We start from the raw sequence: 19,483 nt of genomic DNA on the forward strand, positions 1-19,483 counted from the left end.
TAAGTTTACTCATTTTGTTTCCCCCGATATGATCTCTGAAATGATTATAATCGGGTTTCTGTCATATGCATACAAAAAACCCGAATAAGAGACTTTTTTAAGTGTCCATTATTCGGGTCATAGTTCAATCTTCACCGGGAGCGGCTTTTTATAGTTTTATCTTCAATTTTGTAATGGATTATCCGAATTCTGCTCGATAATCTAGGCTACTGCTCGATTAATCGAATTTGTGCTCGATGATCCAGGCTTCTACTCGATTAATCGAATTTGTGCTCGATGAACCGGATTTCTACTCGATAAATCGAATTTGTGCTCGATGACCAGATTTCTGCTCGATTAATCAAATTTGTGCTCGATGAACCGGATTTCTACTCGATAAATCGAATTAGTGCTCGATCAACCGGATTTCTGCTCGATTAACTGAATTTGTGCTCGATGATCCAGGCTTCTACTCGATTAATCGAATTTGTGCTCGATGAACCGGATTTCTACTCGATTAATCGAATTTGTGCTCGATGAACCGGATTTCTGCTCGATTAACTGAATTTGTGCTCGATGATCCGGAATTCTGCTCGATTAATTGAATTTGTGCTCGATGAACCGGATTTCTGCTCGATTAACTGAATTTGTGCTCGATGATCCAGGCTTCTACTCGATTAATCGAATTAGTGCTCGATGAACCGGATTTCTGCTCGATTAACTGAATTTGTGCTCGATGATCCGGAATTCTGCTCGATTAATCGAATTTGTGCTCGATGATCTAAATTTCTGCTCGATTAATCGAATTTGTGCCCGATGAACCGGAATTCTGCACGATTAATCAATTTGTGCTCGATGTCTAAATTTCTGTTCTTTTATCATACTTCTAATCGACTATTCAAAGATTGTCCAGTAGTATCGGGGCCTCAAATTCTCGTTTCATCAGTCTGCTTTGATATGGTTCAGACAGTCCGAGTGCGTAAATCCGGGATGCACGAATGTCCGGCTCAATTTCTTTGGCAACAAACGATGACAGCTTTGAGACTACCGGTATCGGCACTTTCTTTTTTATATTTCGTAAATAGCTTCTTCCGACGGGTGACATGCCTAATAGCCGTAAATAGGAGGGGCTTTCCTGCAAGGGAAACATCTCTGCTTTTGTTGTGTTTGTCAGAATATGCACACACATTCTTTGGAGTCTTGTCCAGGTGTAGCGCTTCGTCTTTAGCGCTGTCATAAATTCATGAAAATTTTGCGCTTGTCCGGCAGCATCCTTTATACGATACTGGATGCCTTCCTCGATTTCATATATTTGTTCTAATTCGTCTGCTGAAGCAGAAAGAATGCAGTATTTCAGAAGCGGCCAATATAGATCCCAGCTATGGAAAAGTTGATACTGATCAAGGTATTCCTTTAAAATAGTACTCGAAGCAGCGGGAACATATCCGTCGATATCTTCGGCTTTTTTTTCATTTTCAAAAAGTGCTTTTCGGATAGCTGTTGCACTTGCGATAGAGTTTTCAGTAAGTGTCGGGTCATGATATTCAGCCTGGATCCGTGGAATTGTCGCGGGCTTGATGGCGAAATCATTCGATAAAGCGGCACGAATGTATTCGATGCCAAGAATGTTATTTGGCTTTGACAAATCGAGTGCATCATCGACCGATAGTCCTCCGAAAGCAAGGGAAGCCGCACGGGGATAACTGTATCCCTCTTTTATATGCTCTTTAATTAACTCATTATACTTTTCCTGATACTCTTCAAGCAGCTGATAGGTACTAAGGAAAGGTTCGATCTGCCCATTTTCGCTGCCGAAGCAGAATGAATCGCATTGCAATGCCTCTAGAATGGAGATCGCACCGCGAGCAAAAATTTCCGCCTTTTGCGAGGCGAAAGGATAGGGAAGTTCAATGACTAGATCGACACCTGCCTGGAGAGCCATTTCCGTTCGCGCCCATTTACTTATAAGTGAAGGCTCGCCGCGTTGGAGAAAAGGGCCGCTCATAACGGCGATAACTGTGTCAGCATCCGCAGCTTCTTTGCTTTTCTTTAAGTGATATGCGTGTCCGTTATGAAATGGATTGTATTCAACAACTAATCCTACCGCTTTCATTGCTTCACCTCCCTTATCATTTTGTTTTTTTAAGTTCTAATGGTAAAATAGGCTATCGTAAAACCTCTTGTTTTATAGATGCGAACATCAGGATTTTGATAACTTTTAATGAGGCATGAACCGGCCGCAAAGCGGGTATAATGTCTAATTATAGTGTAAAGAAAAAATATTGACAAACGGTAGATTGAAAGCTATAATTACCTTTGTTGCCTTGAGGTGATTCATTTGGAATGGACAATTAGTCAACTTCAAAAAATACGGGAAAAAGAACTACAGCTTGATGAAACGGTAGATGTTTCAGATCTAAAGGAGCGGGACAAACAAATTCGTGACGTCTCTCCGATAAAAGTGACCGGCAGAGCTGACATCAGTTCTTCAAAGGTTACCTTCCATCTGCATTTATCCGGACAATTCATTTTGCCTTGTTCCCGAACGCTGGTAGATGTAAAATATCCGATTGATATTGACACAACGGAAACCTTTCTATTAAATGCGGCGAGTTATGATCTGGAAGATGATGATGTTACTGTATTGAAAGGCGATGTTGTAGACCTTATACCGGTAATTAAAGAAAATTTATTGCTCGAAATTCCAATGCAGGTATTTTGCGAGGATGCCCACAGCGAAGATGCTGCTCCTCAATCAGGGAATGACTGGGCTGTTGTGACCGAAGAAGAAAGCAAACAAAAAGTCGATCCCAGGCTGGCAAGTCTTGCGAACTTTTTTGACAACAATAAGGAATCTTGATTGTAAACTCCGAAGACTAAACTTTTCGGTCTTCACTGCTTCTTCATCTATTTTTTAAGGAGGTGGGAATAATGGCTGTACCCGCTAGAAGAACGTCTAAAACTGTTAAAAGAAAGCGCCGTACTCATTTTAAGCTTCAAGTACCAGGTATGGTAGCATGCCCGAACTGCGGTGAAATGAAACTTTCACACCGTGTATGTAAAGAATGTGGAACTTACAAAGGAAAAGACGTTGTGAACAACTAATTCCTTTCGTGTAAAGCACAGAGACCTTGTCTCTGTGCTTTTTTCTATAAACTTTCCGATCTGCGTAAAGCAGAACACAGGCTAAGTGCGCCACGTCCTTATGTCTTCGCCTGTGTGACCCACATCCTCGAAAAGCTATCGCTTTCCTTCGTGCGATGTATCGCTACCGCAGCTTTCCTTGTCCTGTGGGCCTAACTACGTCTAATCTCCGCCTTACGGCTCGTCAATCGACGAATTTTCTATATATTAAAAGCAGGATATCGACCTTACATTCGAGAATGTATTAAAGTTCCTATCAGGATAAGAGAGTGTTGGTGAATAGAATGAATGATGCTGTACTAACTGAAAAAATTGAGAATGGTTGTTTATTGGTGACGATAAACCGTCCAGACAAAAGAAATGCAATAAATGATGAAGTGATGAACGGTCTACATACTGCATTCATGCAGGCAGAAGCTGATGATGCTGTTAAGCTGGTCATATTGACCGGAGCCGGAGATGCTGCTTTTTGTTCCGGTGGGGATCTTAGTGAATTTCATGTTCTTAAGACAGAAGAAGAGTCATCCAAAATGCTATCAAAAATGGGAGAAATCGTATACAAGCTAGCGACGTTTCCTAAACCAACGGTTGCTTTCCTGAATGGAAGCGCTGTTGGAGGAGGCTGCGAACTCGCAACGGCGTGTGACTTCCGAATAGCCAGAGAGAAAGCAAAATTCGGTTTTATCCAAGGCCGGCAAGGAATAACGACAGGCTGGGGCGGGGCCTCACTATTATATGAAAAGTTTCCGTATCAGGTTGCGCTTAGGCTTTTATTGGAAGCGAATGTCTTACCTGTAACAGAAGGAAAGCAAATCGGTTTCATTGATTATATCGTGGGGGATTCTGCATCGGTCTGGAACAGTCCTATCAATGAGCTCATCGGCCTTGAAACAGGGGTTATGGTAGCATACAAGCAGCTGATCGTGAAAAAATGGGAGCAGCTTAGGCTAAAAGAGAGAATAAGCCAGGAAATCGCAGCTTGCGCAAGGCTGTGGGAAACGGAAGCCCATCTTGTTGCTGTTGAAAGCTTCTTAAACAAGAAAAAATAATCCGGGATTTTTCAAGAAACACCTCTATCTCCCTTCTATCTACTCTAGCAAGTGCATATGAATGAATAAAACTTGCTTGGGGGTATAAAGATGTCGTTAGCGAGACAGGATGCATGGACGCAAGATGAAGATTTATTGCTAGCAGAATTAGTATTGAGGCATATCAGAGAAGGAAGCACTCAGCTCAAGGCTTTTGAAGAAGTAGGCAGAAGATTGTCCCGGACATCGGCAGCATGCGGTTTCAGGTGGAATTCATACGTGAGGAAGCAATATCAATCTGGTATTGAGCTCGCCAAAAAACAACGAAAAGAGAATAAGAAAGCAAATGGGGAAGAAATAGACAGCATTCTTGAATCTTCCCGGGTGCCCTTACCTGCTGCTGAACAGATTGAAACGCAAGCTCCCACATCTTCGACAGGGGTCACGATTGAGGAAGTCATTCAATATTTAACGAAGCTCGATGAGTTTTCGAAGCTTTTCAACAAAGAGAGAGATCAGCTGACAAACGGGTATAATGAAGTAAAAAAAGGATATGAAGCCCTGCAGGAGGAAAACAGCAAATTAAAGGAACAACTTAGGGCTGTCGAAGAAGATTATCACTCGTTGCTGCAGATTTTGGAAAGGGCGAGAAAACTGATTATTTTGGAAGAGGACCAGAAAAGCACCAAGGTGAAATTCCAAATGGACAAAAACGGTAATCTGGAAAAGGTAAATAAATAAAGGGTGTGCCCTGTTTGAATTAGGGGCACACCTTTGTAAGTTATTTTGATTGTTCGCCTGGTTGCCATAGAAGTGGATTTTCTCCAAGATCTCTTTCCATATCATATTCAACAGGCTGAAAGTCCATTTTACTCCAGAAATCGTGGGACCGTACCCTTGGATTTGTTTTAATGGGAAGGCCGAACCCTTTCGCGAACTTAACAAGGGCTTCTCCATACCCCTTTTTCTGATAGTTCGGGAGCACTTCCAGTTTCCATAACTCAAGGAAATCCTGCTTCGGTTCAAAATAGTGGTCAAACTTTGCGCTTCTTTCATATAAGCTCATCCGGGCAACCAATTTATCGCCGAAATAAATGCCATAAAAAGGCGACTGGCTATCATTTTCAATGATGTTTGCTTCCAAATCATCCACCATTGATAATTCCTGAAGACCGTATTCTTTAAACTTTTTGAATTCTTCCAGTGTTTTATAATTCACAAGTAAGCGTTCCACCTTGTATTCCATAAAGCTCCCCCTCACGTCTGCAGAATATCTTATTATAAACAGTATATTAGCGTTGATTCTATATAGAAACCACTTTAATTTCATTATATAATAAATCATCAAATTATTCCGCTAAAGAAAACTCGTCGATTGACGAACCGTAAGGCGGAGATTAGACGTAGTTAGGCCCACAGGACAAGGAAAGCTGCGGCAGCGATACATCGCACGAAGGAAAGCGATAGCTTTTCGAGGATGTGGGTCACACTGGCGAAGACATAAGGACGTGGCGCACTTAGCCTGTGTTCTGCTTTATGCAGAAAGGAAAGTAAGCTGGATGGAGTATATAGTTATGAGATAATCTAACAAGTGACATAAATTCTTTCATGGAAAGTGGTTGTTTGTTACAATATGAAGATAATCATACTGGAGCGGGTATTATGAAAGTAGGCATCATTGGCGGGGGAGCAGTCGGTCTGCTTATTGCGTCATATTTAAGTGATTTTCATGAAGTTGTGCTATATACAAGGACGAAAGAACAAGCGGAGCTAATAAACGAGGAAGGCGTAACTCTCTTAAAGGGAAACGAGCGGTTTTATAAAAAAGTGCGCGCGATGACCTCAGGGAATGTCAGCGGTCAGGAAGAGCTATTAATTATCGCAGTTAAGCAATACCATCTCGAGGGACTCATTGAAATAATCAAAAAAAACCCTTCGCCAATATTGTTTATCCAAAATGGATATTCCCACGTGAAGATGCTTAAAGAGCTGCCACAGGACGATATTTATCTGGGCGTAATTGAGCATGGCGCTCTGAAGCATAATGGGAATGCTGTTGAGCATACCGGTGAAGGAATCACGAAGATAGCTCCGTACCGCGGGGAAATAGACCACCTGCAGCTTTTACATAAGAAAATAGCAAGCTTTCCAATTACTGTGAATGAAAATTATCGCCAAATGTTACAGGAAAAGCTGGTCGTAAATAGCGTCATTAATCCATTAACAGGCATCCTTGGCATTAGAAATGGTGAATTAGTGGAAAATCCTTATTATTACGGCCTGTTCAGAGATTATTTCAAGGAGATTAGTGAGATTCTTGAATTGGAAGATGCCGCTGCATATGAAGAGCATGTGAAGCAGGTTTGCCAAAAGACAGCAAACAATCGGTCCTCTCTATTAAAAGACTTAGAAAATGGAAGAAAAACAGAAATTGACGCGATTTCAGGCTATTTAATTTCAATCGCCAAAGAAAAGAACAAGAGCCATCAACTTACAGATGCAGTTTATCGGATGGTTAAAGGCAAGGAATATCGGGGGGAGGATCGTTTGTGACGACTTTATTTTCAGCAATTGCCGCTACAATGATCACAATCCCCTTCTTCGCGTATCTTATTTTTTTCGTAATTGCTAAACAGATTACGAAGAATCATCGTCGGGCTGTTCATCTTTCCATGGATTTCAGCACGCTTTTATTTATTTTATCTGTCCATTATCTGATTCTGGCAATATGGGGGGAGTCTGTGTTTTGGCTGCTCTTGCTGATTATGATTGCGCTGGCCCTTCTAGTGGTAATTGTGCATTATAAAGTAAAGGGAGAAATCGTGATACATAAAGTAGCCAAAGGGTTTTGGAGAATGAACTTTGCCTTTTTCTTCTGTGCCTACTTTTTTCTCGTTCTCTGCGGTCTCGTATTCCGGATTACAAGCGTTTTCATATAGGATGAAAAAAAATGCCCGAGGTGCAGGTTGTTCCGGGCAACTTTTTTTGTTTTCTAAACACACAATGATATACTACTTAAGAAATTGAAAGCTTGAGAAAGGGAGTACATAAATGGAGATTAAAAATCTCATGTTGCCGTTATTAAATCAGTTCGCTTCAGATTATACACAAGGTAATCTGCAAGTGGAAGATTACTTTCATTATAACCTGTCAAGTTCTGACCTTTTTCAGGCAAGATATAACGAGCTCATGACCCGTTCCTTTCTGCGTGATGAATTGGCAGATTACATACAGAATTATATGTCCAGATTTAATCCGGGACCGGAAGTGCTGAAAAATATGGAGGATCTCCGAAAACGAGATTCGGTAGTCGTCATTGGTGGACAACAAGCGGGCTTACTGTCGGGACCGTTGTATACTGTCCATAAAGTCATTTCTATCATTAAGCTTGCCGAGCAACAGGAAAAAGCTCTTGGCAAAAGAGTCATTCCTATATTTTGGATTGCGGGTGAGGACCATGATTTAGCCGAGGTAAATCATGTGTATACGATGCAGGGCAAAAAATCATATCCATTCTATCATCCTTTTAAAACAATGATATCCGATATGAAATTAGATGCCGGGTCGGCAATGGCCTGGATTGAGGATGTTGTGGAAACATACGGAGAAAGCGAATTCACCAACGATCTGCTTCATCAAGCAAAAGAGATGCTTGAAAAGGGAGAGACATTCGTCGATTTTTTTGCTTCGTTAATTCTTGAATGGTTTAACAAATATGGCCTTCTACTGATGGATGCCGGAGATCCCGAACTTCGCAGAATTGAGGCAGGCTATTTTAAAGAACTGATTGAGAAGAGTGGCAAAGTGAAAGACGCTGTTTTATCCCAGCAGGCATTCATGCTGGAAAAAGGCTATAAACGCACAATCCAAATGGAGGAGAGCGCAGCCAACCTCTTCTATTATGATCGGGAAAAACAGGAACGTACCTTGCTTGAGTTGTCCGGGTCAAATTACGTTGGAAAAAATGGTGGCGTTTCTTTCACTGAAGCCGAGCTTATCGAAATGGCCGAGAAACAACCGGAAAAGTTAAGCAACAATGTTGTGACCAGGCCGATTATGCAGGAAATGCTTTTTCCGGTGCTCGCTTTTATTTCGGGCCCCGGCGAAATAGCCTATTGGGCAGAATTAAAGCAAGCCTTTGAACAATTCGGCTTAAAAATGCCGCCTATCATACCGAGATTGAATATTACCATTTTAGAGCGTGGCATCGCAACGGATCTGGAGGAGACTAGACTCGATTTGGAGACTGTTTTAACCACTGGAACAGAGTCTGCAAAACAATCCTTTATTGATTCTGTGAAGGATAAGTCGCTTGAGGATGAATTTAAGTTAGTGAGAACAATATTGGAAGAAAAGCATATCGCTTTAACTAGAAAAGCAGTTGAAGTTGACAAAGGATTACAGCCATTGCTTGAAAAAAACCGGAATTTGTTGATAGGGCAGCTGGATTTTATGTACGATCGAATCATAAACAGCACCAAGGATAAACATTCGGTAGTACTTGCAAAATATAATAGAATAGAAACATCCCTATTTCCGCTTGGTTCACCACAGGAACGAATCTGGAATATTTTTTACTATCTTAATAAATATGGCCCCACTTTCATTGAAGATATCATGAAAATGGACTATGAATTTGATAATAAACACAAGGTTATCTACTTATAATCTTTACAATTTAGTTAAGAGGCAGGAATTATTTCCTGTCTTTTTTTTATGCGAAAAATAAAAAACGAAAAAAAATACGCGACAAAGACCTATATAAAAGGGTTTTTAATCGATGAATCCAATCGTTGGGAAATAATTTTAAAAAGTGGTGGTGAAAAGTGGGGGATTGTGGTACATTTATATGGAAAGTGGGGTAAGTGGCTATGTTCATGGGTGAATACCATCATAACATCGATAATAAGGGTCGCTTAATCGTACCTGCCAAGTTCAGGGACAACCTCGGTGATGAGTTTGTGATTACCCGCGGACTGGACCAGTGTTTATTTGGTTACCCAATGGACGAATGGAGACAGCTTGAAGAAAAGCTGAAAGCCCTGCCTTTAACCAAAAAAGATGCCCGCGCTTTTACACGATTTTTCTTTTCAGGTGCGACGGAATGTGAATTGGACAAGCAAGGACGGATTAATATCCCTGCTCCGCTTACTTCCTATGGTCAGCTTGAAAAAGAATGCGTCATTCTCGGAGTTTCCAGTCGAATTGAGATTTGGAGCAAGTCCCTTTGGGAAGACTATTTTTCAACCTCAGAAGATTCTTTTGCTGAGATTGCAGAGAATATGATTGGTTTTGATATTTAATTTGCAGTCTTTAAAGGAAGATATCAGCGATTGGAAGGATGTTAATATGTTTCAACATACAACTGTATTACTTAGGGAAACGGTGGATGGACTAGACATTAAGCCCGATGGCGTCTATGTCGATTGTACACTTGGGGGCGCAGGACACAGCGAATATTTACTATCAAAACTTTCGGAAACTGGCAGGTTATATGGGTTTGATCAAGATATAACCGCGATTAGAAATGCCGAAGAAAAGTTAAGCGGCTATGGGGAACGTGTCACCCTTATTCAAAACAATTTCAAACATATTAAAGAAGAGTTAACAAGCCGGGGAATACATAAGGTCGATGGGATTTTATATGATTTGGGAGTATCGTCTCCGCAACTAGATACACCGGAGCGTGGCTTTAGCTATCATCATGACGCGCCACTCGATATGAGGATGAATCAAAGCGCGCGGATCTCCGCCTATGACGTTGTAAATACCTGGTCATTCCAGGATCTTACCAGGATTTTCTTTCAATATGGAGAAGAAAAATTCGCTAAACAAATATCAAGAAAAATAGAGGCTGCAAGAGAAAAAAAACCGATTGAGACAACCTATGAATTAGTCGAGCTGATTAAAGACGGAATACCAGCACCGGCTAGGAGAAAGGGAGGACATCCCGCAAAGAGGATTTTCCAGGCGATTCGCATTGCCGTGAATGATGAACTAGGCGTGTTTGAAGATTCTCTGGAACAATCGATCTCGATTTTAAAGCCAGGGGGAAGAATTTCGGTTATCACCTTTCATTCGCTAGAAGACAGGATTTGCAAATCTGTCTTTAAGAAATACAGTGATCTACCAGAGCTTCCACCGGGACTTCCTATCATTCCCGATGAATTTCAGCCGACACTAAAGTTGGTAAACAGAAAACCGCTCTTGCCAAGCGACGAAGAACTGGAAAAAAACAATCGATCAAGATCAGCTAAGTTAAGAATTGCAGAAAAAATTAAAGAGATTATTTAGGGGGAATTCCGATGAGTTCTATCGCGAAAAGAATCCAAGAACAGCAACAATCAGAACAACAAAAAACAGTCCAGACAGTCATAATCCATAAAACAAAAATATCCTTTGGGGAATTGGTGCTTTTATGTGCGTTGGCTCTGGCGATTGCCTTTGCCGGGGTGAAAATCATTTCGAACCAAAGCGCCATTTATCAAACGAATAAAGAAATCCAGCAGACAGAAGCATCCATTGATGAACAAATAAAAGTAACGAATGATTTGGCGGTCCAGGTAGATGAGCTAAGTACTTATGAACGCATCTGGAAGAAAGCTGCTGAGCTTGGCCTCATGTTAAACGAAAATAATGTGAAGGTTGTGCAGGAATAATGCAAATCAAGCAAAAAAATATGAAAACAGGAGCAGCGCTGCTATTTGTATTATTCGCTCTGCTCTTTTTTGTATTAATCGGCCGCTTTCTCTATATTCAAACTACGGGTAGGGCTGGCGGTGAAGCGTTAGCTGCCAAAGTGGAGGAAAAGTATGAAAAGCAAAGAGTCATCGAAGCAGAACGCGGCACGATCTATGACGCAAAAGGCGAAGTGATTGCCGAAGATACATCTTCCTATTCGCTTCAGGCAGTGCTGGATAAAAAGATGCCTAATCATGTTGTGGATCCTGAGATGACGGCTAGACAACTAGCCAAATATTTAGATAAGGATAAGCAGTATTTTTATGAACGTCTGACAAAAAAAGGCTCTGACCAAGTAGAATTCGGCACAGTTGGAAGAGATATAACTCATGAAATAAAGGGAAAAATTGAAAAGCTGAATTTGCCAGGCATTACCTTTGGCCGCGATACAAAGCGATTTTATCCGAATGGCGTATTTTCATCGCACTTAATCGGCTATGTGGAAAACGATAATAAAGGCGAAGTAGTTGGCAAACTGGGTGTTGAACGCTTTTTGAACAGTGATCTCAAGGAAGAAGATGGCGCTTTGAAATACGATAGCGATTTCTGGGGTGTTCTGCTTCCGGGAAGTGAAGAAAAGATTACTCCTCCCAAAAACGGAAAAGATGTAACCTTGACGATCGATAAAAAAATCCAGACATTCCTAGAGGACTCGATCACGAAAGTCCAAAATGAATACAAGCCGGAACAGATCATTGCGATTGTATCTAATCCAAAAACAGGCGAAATCGTTGCCATGGCACAACGGCCAACCTTCCATCCGCAGACGAAGGAAGGGTTAACCGATACTTGGCATAACCTTGCTGTGGAAGAAAGTTTCGAGCCGGGTTCTACAATGAAAACATTTACTTTGGCAGCTGCTGTGGAAGAAGGAAAGTTTAATCCGACTGCGACTTTCACGACTGGTTCATATAAAGTGCCTGGCACTAAACCGATAAATGACCACAGCGGAATCCCTAAAGGAAAGCAGATAACATTTTTGGAAGGAGTGCAGCGATCTTCCAATGTGGGTTTCTCAACTCTGGCTATGGAAGGAATTGGATCAGAGAAATTGAGGCAGTACTTAACGGATTTTGGCTTTGATAAGCCTACAGGAATTGATTTGCCCCATGAAGCGACCAGTAAAATACAATACAAGTATAAACGTGATAAAATTTCTACGGCATTCGGACAAGCCAGTGCGATTACACCCATTCAACAAATTCAAGCCGCATCAGCAGTAGCCAATGCCGGAAACATGATGAAGCCTTATGTCATAAAAGAAATCAGCGAAGCAGGTAACGATAGGGTAATCAAAGAAACAAAACCCCATGTGGCCGGTAAGCCAATATCGGCAGAAACAGCAAAAAAAGTCCGTGAATATTTAGGTACCGTCATTACAGCAAAGAATGGAACGGGGAAAAAATATAAAATTGACGGCTATGAAGTTGCCGGTAAAACAGGTACGGCTCAAATGTCCGGACCTGGAGGCCTTTATCTCACAGGCTCTGAGAACTATACGTTCTCATTCCTTGGAATGGCTCCAAAGGATGACCCGCAATTGGTCATGTATGTTGCGGTCAAACAGCCGGAGCTAAAAGGTGGCAAGGTAGGTGCTGATCCGCTCTCTGAAATCTTCAATCCTGTTATGAAGAGCAGCCTGCAGTACCTGAACATAAAGCCTTCTAATTTCGATAAAAAAGAACTGAAAAAGATCGACGAATATAGCGACCAGCCTGTAGAGGAAGTTGTTCAGCAATTAAAAGAAGCTGGTTATGATGCCGTAACCATTGGGAAAGGAAACAATGTTGCGGATCAAGCGCCAAAAGCGGGAAGCGTGCTCCTTGAAGGTGAAAGGGTCATCATCAAAACGGATGGTGAAATGACGGTTCCTGATATGCATGGATGGTCATTAAGGGATGCGATGAAGGTTGCGAGCCTTGCAAAGCTGGATTTAAACACGGCAGGCAGCGGATATGTCAGCAAACAAAATCTAAAGCCGGGAAGCATCGTTAACGAGGGAGATTATTGTATCATCGAACTGAAAAAACCAGAAGATATATTAAAAAAGTCAGCGAAAAAAAATGAAGTACATGATTAACTTTGCAAAGGAACCCGCCAAAAAGTGGGTTCCTTTGTTTTAGTTGAAAAAAGTATAATTTATTACTTTGATAGTTAAGTAGAGGACTTACAGAATTAGTCTTTCTTCCTTTGGTACCGAAAATAAGGACCGGCAACAAAAATTATATTCCGGCAACGAAAGTCCCTGTTCCGGCAACAAAATGAAAAAAGCGGCAACAAAACGGAAATTTCGGCAACAAAAACAGGGGCAGGCAACAAAAACTATAATCCGGCAACGAAAGTCCCTGTTCCGGCAACAAAATGAAATAAGCGGCAACAAAATGAAAATTCCGGCAACAAAAAATGGGCCCGGCAACAGAATGAAAATGCCCCTATAAACCTCATCAATCTACTTCAATCAGCAAAAAACTCGCTACAATATTGAACTTTCCGTTAAAAGACTGCCAATCGCTGAGTTTTGTTACAAGGTTCTAGGTTGGTTCGGACGAGCATATAGTTGAACATGCTGAAATGGAGGTAGGTGCTTTTTTTGCGTGTTTCTAATGTGACGGTCAGAAAGAGGCTGTTGATAGCGTTATTGGTAGGCTTGGGCATATTTCTTATCATTGATATCCGCCTGGGAATTGTCCAGCTTTATTTAGGGGAATGGCTCACTGGACAGGCAAAGGAATCATGGAGCCGTGATATTCCGTTTGAGCCTCAGCGGGGAGAAATTCTTGACCGTAACGGCGTCCCGCTTGCCACGAATGTTTCCGCGCCGACTGTTTATGTCGTTCCCAGGCAAGTAGAAGATCCTGCCGAGACTGCCGGGAAGCTTGCAGGTATTTTGGACATGCCTAAAGAAACGGCTTATAAAGAAATCACAAAAGGTGAAATGTATATCCGCCTTTCCAAAGGAAGAAAGATTTCTCATGAAAAAGCCAAAGAAATCAAGGCACTCGGTTTAAAAGGCATATACATAGCCGAGGATTCCAAACGCCATTACCCTTTTGGATCCTATCTGTCTCATGTTCTCGGTTTTGCCGGTGTTGATAATCAGGGGCTTACAGGAATTGAGCTTTCCTATGATGAGGAATTAAAAGGAGAGAAGGGGTATGTTAAGTTTTATTCAGACGCCAAGGGAAAGCGGATGGAAAACATGGCGGATGATTACAAACCGCCTAAAAATGGCTTGAACCTAAAGCTTACGATCGATAATAAAATTCAGACAATTATAGAAAGGGAGCTTGAAATCGCGGAGGCGACCTATAAACCGGATGGCATCGTTGCCATTGCCATGAATCCTACTAACGGGGAAATCCTTGCGATGTCAAGCAAGCCTTCTTTTGATCCGACGAACTTCAGGAATGTACCTCAGGAAATCTATAACCGAAATTTACCGGTATGGAGCACCTATGAGCCTGGATCTACCTTTAAAATCATTACCTTGGCCGCTGCTCTTGAGGAAAAAAAGGTGAATTTACTAGACGACCATTTCTTTGATTCAGGACATGTGAAGGTGGGAGGTGCCACGCTCCATTGCTGGAAAAGAGGCGGACATGGCTCACAATCTTTTTTGGAAGTTGTCGAAAACTCTTGCAACCCTGGATTTGTGGAGTTGGGCAGTCGCTTAGGAAAAGATACCCTTTTTAAATACATTAAAGATTTCGGTTTTGGCCAAAAAACTGGAATCGACCTTCAAGGCGAGAGTACTGGAATCATGTTCAAAATGGATCGGGTCGGTCCTGTTGAGCAAGCAACGACTGCTTTCGGACAAGGTGTTTCCGTTACTCCGATCCAGCAGGTCGCAGCCGTTTCTGCCGCGGTCAATGGAGGCACGCTATACACACCATATGTCGCCAAGGAACTCGTTGACCCCGTAACGGGCGAAGTCGTCATGAGGAAAACACCTCAATCAAAAAGGAATGTCATTTCAGAAGAAACGTCCAAGCAAATCCGTGGTGCCCTAGAATCTGTCGTCGCCAAAGGAAGCGGAAGAGGAGCTTTTGTTGAATCGTACCGTGTTGGGGGAAAAACAGGTACCGCCCAAAAAGCGCAGGGAGGCCGCTATTTGGAAAATAACCATATTGTCTCTTTCGTCGGCTTTGCCCCTGCCGATAAGCCGGAAATTGTCGTTTATGTAGCTGTTGACAATCCGAAAGGTGTCAGACAATTCGGAAGCACTGTTTCAGCACCGATTGTCGGTAAAATCATGGAAGATGTTTTGCGAGCGTTGAAGGTGGAACCTCGTAAAGAACAGATAGAAAAAGAAAAAAAATACGGAGATCCGATTATGGTGGAAGTTCCTGAGCTTGTCGGGATGAGTAGGAAAGATTTGCAAACACAGCTGATCGATTTAAGACTGGATGTCGCCGGACAAGGAGAGAACGTGGTAAAACAGTCACCCGAACCGGGAGTGAAGGTAAAAGTAGGCTCAACTATAAGAATATATCTTGGCGAAAGCACAGAATAAGTATAAAATAATAAATGGCAGAAAAGCGGCTGGGTACTTTCAGCCGCTTTCTTTACTGAATAAAAAATTACTAATGCCTCAAGTCAGGCTTGAGAGGAATGGAAAAAAATGAAGCTCCACACTTTACTTTCTTACTTGCACTCATTTTCCAAATATACAGGAGACAACCCGGATATCACATCCATCGAACATGATAATCGGCAAGTGAAAGCAGGAAGTTTATTTATTTGCGTTAAGGGCTACACAGTAGACGGTCATGATTATGCCGCCCGCGCTGTCAAAGCAGGCGCTGCCGCCGTCTTAGCTGAAAGAGAGATGTCTCTGTCGGTGCCGGTAATCGTCGTGAAGGATACACAGCGGGCGATGGCTGTGCTTGCGGATGCCTTATACGGCCATCCGACCCAGAAGCTCCGACTGATCGGGATAACGGGAACGAACGGCAAAACGACAACAAGCCATTTACTAGAAAAAATCTTTCATGACGCCGACCAAAAGACCGGATTGATCGGTACGATGTATACAAAAGTCGGAGAGAAAATCTACAATACCCGGAACACGACCCCAGACAGCGCAACGCTCCAAAAGGTCTTTCATGAAATGGAAGAAAGCAGCGTAGAAACGGCGATTATGGAGGTCTCGTCACATGCCCTTGAACTCGGCAGGATACATGGCTGTGATTTTGACATTGCCGTGTTTACGAATCTTACCCAGGACCATTTGGACTTCCACGGAACGATGGAACGTTATAAGTATGCGAAATCCTTGTTTTTTTCCCAGCTTGGCAATGCCTTTATCGAGGGAAAGCCGAAATTTGCCGTTTTAAACGCGGATGACGAAGCGACTGAGGATTACAAAAAATGGACCGCAGCTCATGTGCTGACTTACGGGATTGATAAGGACGCAGATATAAGGGCAAAAAAAATCAACATTACATCAGAGGGTACCGAATTTTTACTTGAGACCCCTCAGGAAATGAGAAAGGTTACATTGAAGCTCGTAGGGAAATTCAGCGTATATAACGTGTTGGCTGCACTGGGAGCTGCGATGTGCGCGGGAGTCGGCCTCGATCAAATACTTGCTTCGATCGAAGAGGTTGAAGGAGTGTCGGGAAGGTTTGAACTTGTCCAAGCCGGACAGGATTTTTCGGTAATTGTTGATTATGCCCATACCCCTGACAGCCTTGAAAATGTGTTGAAGACGGTTGGAGAATTTGCCGAGAAGAGGATCTTTGTGATTATCGGCTGTGGTGGGGACCGCGATAAAACAAAACGGCCGATCATGGCGAAAATAGCATGTGATTTGGCGACGGATCCCATTTTTACTTCGGATAACCCGCGAAGCGAGAACCTGCACGAGATTCTTCGGGACATGGAAAAAGGTGTCGAAGGCAAATCTTATCTGGTAATCGCAGACAGAAAAGAAGCGATACAGCATGCTGTATCAGAGGCAAATGCGGGGGATGTAATCATCATTGCCGGAAAAGGTCATGAAACCTATCAAATCATCGGCGATGAGGTTCTCGATTTTGATGATAGGATTGAAGCAAAAGCAGCGATTGTAGCTAATAAAATTAAATGAAAAGTTGAAGAATGCGGCGAGCGTAAAGAATGATTATCAATAAATGTAACAATTGCATTCTGAAAAAAACAACGATAACATATCATGAAAGTGATGAAATACACATGAATATTATGAATAGCTTAATTGCGTCAGGAATGAGGGAGTAAGGCATGTTGCAGCAGGTTATTTTTTATACAATACTAATGGGGTTTCTAATAACGGTTCTTCTCTCTCCTATATTTATCCCGTTTCTAAGAAGACTGAAGTTTGGGCAAAGTATTCGCGAGGAAGGACCTGAATCACATCAAAAGAAGACCGGTACACCAACAATGGGAGGCATTGTCATCCTCTTGTCTATCACATTGGCGACATTGGTCATGACTTTTAAGTTTTCGGAGCCATCCGTGAGAACCTATCTTCTTCTGTTTGTCACTCTTGGTTTCGGATGCCTCGGATTTCTTGATGATTTTATCAAGGTGGTCATGAAAAGAAACCTGGGCTTGACTTCACGCCAGAAGTTATTCGGCCAGATTATCATAGCAGTCATTTTTTATTTTGTTTACAGACAAACTGATGAATTCGTGCCGGATATTTCGATTCCGGGAACCGCTTTGTCGATTAATCTCGGCTGGTTCTATGTGCTTGTGATCATTTTTTGGCTTGTCGGTTTTTCGAATGCCGTAAATCTGACGGATGGGTTGGACGGGCTGGTTTCAGGAACAGCAGCTATCGCGTTTGGTGCGTATGCGGTGCTTGCCTGGAATCAGTCGCAATATGACGTAGCCATCTTTTCTGTTGCAGTCGTGGGAGCGGTGCTTGGCTTTTTAGTATTTAATGCCCATCCCGCAAAGGTATTTATGGGGGATACTGGCTCGCTTGCGCTCGGGGGGGCAATCGCAACGATTGCTTTACTAACAAAACTTGAGCTTATGCTTGTCATCATCGGGCTTGTGTTTGTCATCGAAACGCTGTCCGTCATCCTGCAAGTCGCTTCTTTCAAGTTAAGGGGAAAGCGGATTTTTAAGATGAGTCCTTTGCATCATCATTATGAGCTTGTCGGCTGGTCTGAATGGAGAGTGGTCGTGACCTTTTGGTCTGTAGGCCTGCTTGCGGCGATACTCGGAATCTACTTAGAGGTGTGGTTATAATTGAAACAGACTGATAAATATTTAAGAAAAAAAATACTCGTATTAGGGCTGGCAAAAAGCGGTGTAACGGCAGCTTCTCTTTTGCATAAGCTCGGGGCCTTTGTTACTGTGAATGATGTGTTGCCTCTTTCTGAAAATCCAGAGGCGCAAGGATTGCTTGAACAGGGCATTAAGGTCATATGTGGAAGCCATCCGATTGAACTGCTAGATGAGGGCTTCGAACTAATCGTAAAAAACCCCGGCATTCCATATACGAACCCTCTTATTAAAGGAGCGATAGAGAAGGGGATAACCGTTATTACTGAGGTGGAGCTTGCCTATCAAATAAGCGAGGCGCCGTTCGTAGGGATTACCGGCACGAACGGAAAAACAACGACGACGACTTTGATTTACGAAATGCTAATAGAGGGAGGAAAGCTGCCGCTGATCGCCGGTAACATTGGCACGGTCGCTTCCGGTGTGGCAGAGGAGGCTGAGGCGGAGAATACGATCGTAATCGAGCTTTCTTCCTTCCAGCTTATGGGGATAGAAGAATTCCAACCAGAAATTGCCGTAATGACGAATTTATTTGATGCTCACCTTGACTATCATAGTTCGAAGGAAGAATACGCCCACGCGAAAGAGAACATAACCAAAAATCAGACAGATAAGCAGTTTTTTATCTATAATGGTGACCAGAAAGAAGTTTCTGAAATGGCCGAGCGCTCGAACGCCCAATTAATACCATTTTCAGCTAGCAAGAAATATGAAAATGGAGCTTATGCAGATGATGGTTTTCTTTTCTTCCAAGGCGAAAAAGTCGTCCGGATAGCTGACATCGTCCTGCCTGGTAAGCATAACTTAGAAAATATTTTGGCTGCCCTATCTGTCAGTAAGCTAAAGGGAGTGTCCAATGACGCGATTCAAAAAGTGGTAAGCAGCTTCCGCGGCGTTACCCACCGGACACAATATGTGGCTACGATTGATAACCGGAAATTTTATAACGATTCAAAGGCAACGAACATTTTGGCGGCGTCAATGGCTCTTTCTTCTTTTAGTGAGCCAATCATCCTCCTTGCAGGGGGTCTTGACCGCGGCAATGAGTTTGATGATTTGAAGCCTTATTTAAAAAATGTCAGGGCGCTTGTCACTTTTGGACAAACAGCCGAAAAACTAGAACGTGTGGCAAAGGAATCGGGAATAACAAATATAAAACGTGTCGATAATGTAGAAAGTGCTGTACCGGCTGCTTTTGAATTGTCTGAAAGTGGCGACTGCATTCTCCTCTCCCCGGCTTGTGCAAGCTGGGACCAGTATAAAAGTTTTGAAATCAGAGGGGACATGTTTATGACAGCGGTGCATAAACTGAAATAAGGGCTTGCCCATCGAGC

At 42.5% G+C, this 19,483-nt stretch carries 17 protein-coding genes; 15 read left to right on the plus strand and 2 right to left on the minus strand.

Features of this window, described 5'->3' with window-relative positions; genetic code table 11:
- Positions 1-877 precede the first annotated feature (877 nt).
- Complete coding sequence (locus LQ216_RS15570) at positions 878-2,092, minus strand: nucleotidyltransferase (RefSeq protein WP_230130387.1); 1,215 nt, start codon at positions 2,090-2,092, stop codon at positions 878-880.
- Positions 2,093-2,317: 225 nt separating this feature from the next.
- Here LQ216_RS15570 and LQ216_RS15575 point away from each other — a divergent pair, with 225 nt between their 5' ends.
- The 4 genes from LQ216_RS15575 to LQ216_RS15590 all read left to right on the plus strand — a co-directional run bounded on the left by LQ216_RS15575 (position 2,318) and on the right by LQ216_RS15590 (position 4,892).
- A complete protein-coding gene (locus LQ216_RS15575) occupies positions 2,318-2,839 on the plus strand; it encodes a DUF177 domain-containing protein (protein ID WP_230130388.1) in 522 nt (173 codons plus the stop codon).
- A gap of 71 nt (positions 2,840-2,910) precedes the next feature.
- Positions 2,911-3,084 (plus strand): 50S ribosomal protein L32, encoded by a 174-nt coding sequence (rpmF, locus tag LQ216_RS15580; protein WP_230130389.1) that lies wholly within the window; start codon positions 2,911-2,913, stop codon positions 3,082-3,084.
- 323 nt (positions 3,085-3,407) lie between these two features.
- On the plus strand, positions 3,408-4,172 hold the full coding sequence (locus LQ216_RS15585) for an enoyl-CoA hydratase/isomerase family protein (RefSeq protein WP_230130479.1): 765 nt from the start codon (positions 3,408-3,410) through the stop codon (positions 4,170-4,172).
- A 90-nt stretch (positions 4,173-4,262) separates the two neighbouring features.
- Positions 4,263-4,892: an RsfA family transcriptional regulator gene (locus LQ216_RS15590; RefSeq protein WP_230130390.1), complete on the plus strand. Its 630-nt coding sequence runs from the start codon at positions 4,263-4,265 to the stop codon at positions 4,890-4,892.
- A gap of 40 nt (positions 4,893-4,932) precedes the next feature.
- Here the strand turns inward: LQ216_RS15590 and LQ216_RS15595 are convergent, their stop codons facing one another.
- Positions 4,933-5,397: an N-acetyltransferase gene (locus tag LQ216_RS15595; protein WP_230130391.1), complete on the minus strand. Its 465-nt coding sequence runs from the start codon at positions 5,395-5,397 to the stop codon at positions 4,933-4,935.
- 416 nt (positions 5,398-5,813) lie between these two features.
- Here LQ216_RS15595 and LQ216_RS15600 point away from each other — a divergent pair, with 416 nt between their 5' ends.
- The 11 genes from LQ216_RS15600 (at position 5,814) to murD (ending at position 19,466) form a co-directional block, all read left to right on the plus strand.
- On the plus strand, positions 5,814-6,704 hold the full coding sequence (locus LQ216_RS15600) for a 2-dehydropantoate 2-reductase (protein ID WP_230130392.1): 891 nt from the start codon (positions 5,814-5,816) through the stop codon (positions 6,702-6,704).
- A complete protein-coding gene (locus LQ216_RS15605; protein ID WP_230130393.1) occupies positions 6,701-7,090 on the plus strand; it encodes a DUF3397 domain-containing protein in 390 nt (129 codons plus the stop codon). The genes LQ216_RS15600 and LQ216_RS15605 overlap by 4 nt, the downstream gene beginning before the upstream one ends.
- Positions 7,091-7,202: 112 nt before the next feature.
- Positions 7,203-8,819 carry a bacillithiol biosynthesis cysteine-adding enzyme BshC gene (gene bshC / locus LQ216_RS15610; protein ID WP_230130394.1) on the plus strand — a complete coding sequence of 539 codons (1,617 nt, stop codon included), beginning with the start codon at positions 7,203-7,205 and terminating at the stop codon, positions 8,817-8,819.
- 203 nt (positions 8,820-9,022) lie between these two features.
- On the plus strand, positions 9,023-9,454 hold the full coding sequence (mraZ, locus tag LQ216_RS15615; protein ID WP_230130395.1) for a division/cell wall cluster transcriptional repressor MraZ: 432 nt from the start codon (positions 9,023-9,025) through the stop codon (positions 9,452-9,454).
- Between the two features lie 46 nt (positions 9,455-9,500).
- Positions 9,501-10,445, plus strand: a complete 945-nt coding sequence (rsmH, locus tag LQ216_RS15620; protein WP_230130396.1) for a 16S rRNA (cytosine(1402)-N(4))-methyltransferase RsmH — start codon at positions 9,501-9,503, stop codon at positions 10,443-10,445.
- Positions 10,446-10,456: 11 nt separating this feature from the next.
- Positions 10,457-10,810, plus strand: coding sequence for a cell division protein FtsL (ftsL, locus tag LQ216_RS15625; protein ID WP_230130397.1), 354 nt, complete (start codon positions 10,457-10,459; stop codon positions 10,808-10,810).
- Positions 10,810-12,972 (plus strand): penicillin-binding protein, encoded by a 2,163-nt coding sequence (locus LQ216_RS15630; RefSeq protein WP_230130398.1) that lies wholly within the window; start codon positions 10,810-10,812, stop codon positions 12,970-12,972. The genes ftsL and LQ216_RS15630 overlap by 1 nt, the downstream gene beginning before the upstream one ends.
- 510 nt (positions 12,973-13,482) lie before the next feature.
- Entirely contained in the window at positions 13,483-15,405 is a 1,923-nt protein-coding gene (locus tag LQ216_RS15635) for a stage V sporulation protein D (RefSeq protein WP_230130399.1), read from the plus strand.
- 108 nt (positions 15,406-15,513) lie between these two features.
- Positions 15,514-16,983 carry a UDP-N-acetylmuramoyl-L-alanyl-D-glutamate--2,6-diaminopimelate ligase gene (locus LQ216_RS15640; protein ID WP_230130400.1) on the plus strand — a complete coding sequence of 490 codons (1,470 nt, stop codon included), beginning with the start codon at positions 15,514-15,516 and terminating at the stop codon, positions 16,981-16,983.
- A gap of 152 nt (positions 16,984-17,135) precedes the next feature.
- Positions 17,136-18,113: a phospho-N-acetylmuramoyl-pentapeptide-transferase gene (gene mraY / locus LQ216_RS15645; RefSeq protein WP_230130401.1), complete on the plus strand. Its 978-nt coding sequence runs from the start codon at positions 17,136-17,138 to the stop codon at positions 18,111-18,113.
- Positions 18,114-19,466, plus strand: coding sequence for a UDP-N-acetylmuramoyl-L-alanine--D-glutamate ligase (gene murD / locus LQ216_RS15650; protein WP_230130402.1), 1,353 nt, complete (start codon positions 18,114-18,116; stop codon positions 19,464-19,466).
- Positions 19,467-19,483 lie beyond the last annotated feature (17 nt).

The organism is Bacillus sp. CECT 9360 (genome assembly GCF_918741275.1).
Lineage (GTDB): Bacteria > Bacillota > Bacilli > Bacillales > DSM-1321 > Peribacillus.

Bases quoted from the DNA above. Each gene is read 5' to 3' on its own strand.
- LQ216_RS15570 (WP_230130387.1), bottom strand. From the start codon at position 2,092: ATGAAAGCGGTAGGATTAGTTGTTGAATACAATCCATTTCATAACGGA.
- rpmF (WP_230130389.1), top strand. From the start codon at position 2,911: ATGGCTGTACCCGCTAGAAGAACGTCTAAAACTGTTAAAAGAAAGCGC.
- LQ216_RS15585 (WP_230130479.1), top strand. From the start codon at position 3,408: ATGAATGATGCTGTACTAACTGAAAAAATTGAGAATGGTTGTTTATTG.
- LQ216_RS15590 (WP_230130390.1), top strand. From the start codon at position 4,263: ATGTCGTTAGCGAGACAGGATGCATGGACGCAAGATGAAGATTTATTG.
- LQ216_RS15595 (WP_230130391.1), bottom strand. From the start codon at position 5,397: ATGGAATACAAGGTGGAACGCTTACTTGTGAATTATAAAACACTGGAA.
- LQ216_RS15600 (WP_230130392.1), top strand. From the start codon at position 5,814: ATGAAAGTAGGCATCATTGGCGGGGGAGCAGTCGGTCTGCTTATTGCG.
- bshC (WP_230130394.1), top strand. From the start codon at position 7,203: ATGGAGATTAAAAATCTCATGTTGCCGTTATTAAATCAGTTCGCTTCA.
- mraZ (WP_230130395.1), top strand. From the start codon at position 9,023: ATGTTCATGGGTGAATACCATCATAACATCGATAATAAGGGTCGCTTA.
- rsmH (WP_230130396.1), top strand. From the start codon at position 9,501: ATGTTTCAACATACAACTGTATTACTTAGGGAAACGGTGGATGGACTA.
- ftsL (WP_230130397.1), top strand. From the start codon at position 10,457: ATGAGTTCTATCGCGAAAAGAATCCAAGAACAGCAACAATCAGAACAA.
- LQ216_RS15630 (WP_230130398.1), top strand. From the start codon at position 10,810: ATGCAAATCAAGCAAAAAAATATGAAAACAGGAGCAGCGCTGCTATTT.
- LQ216_RS15640 (WP_230130400.1), top strand. From the start codon at position 15,514: ATGAAGCTCCACACTTTACTTTCTTACTTGCACTCATTTTCCAAATAT.
- mraY (WP_230130401.1), top strand. From the start codon at position 17,136: ATGTTGCAGCAGGTTATTTTTTATACAATACTAATGGGGTTTCTAATA.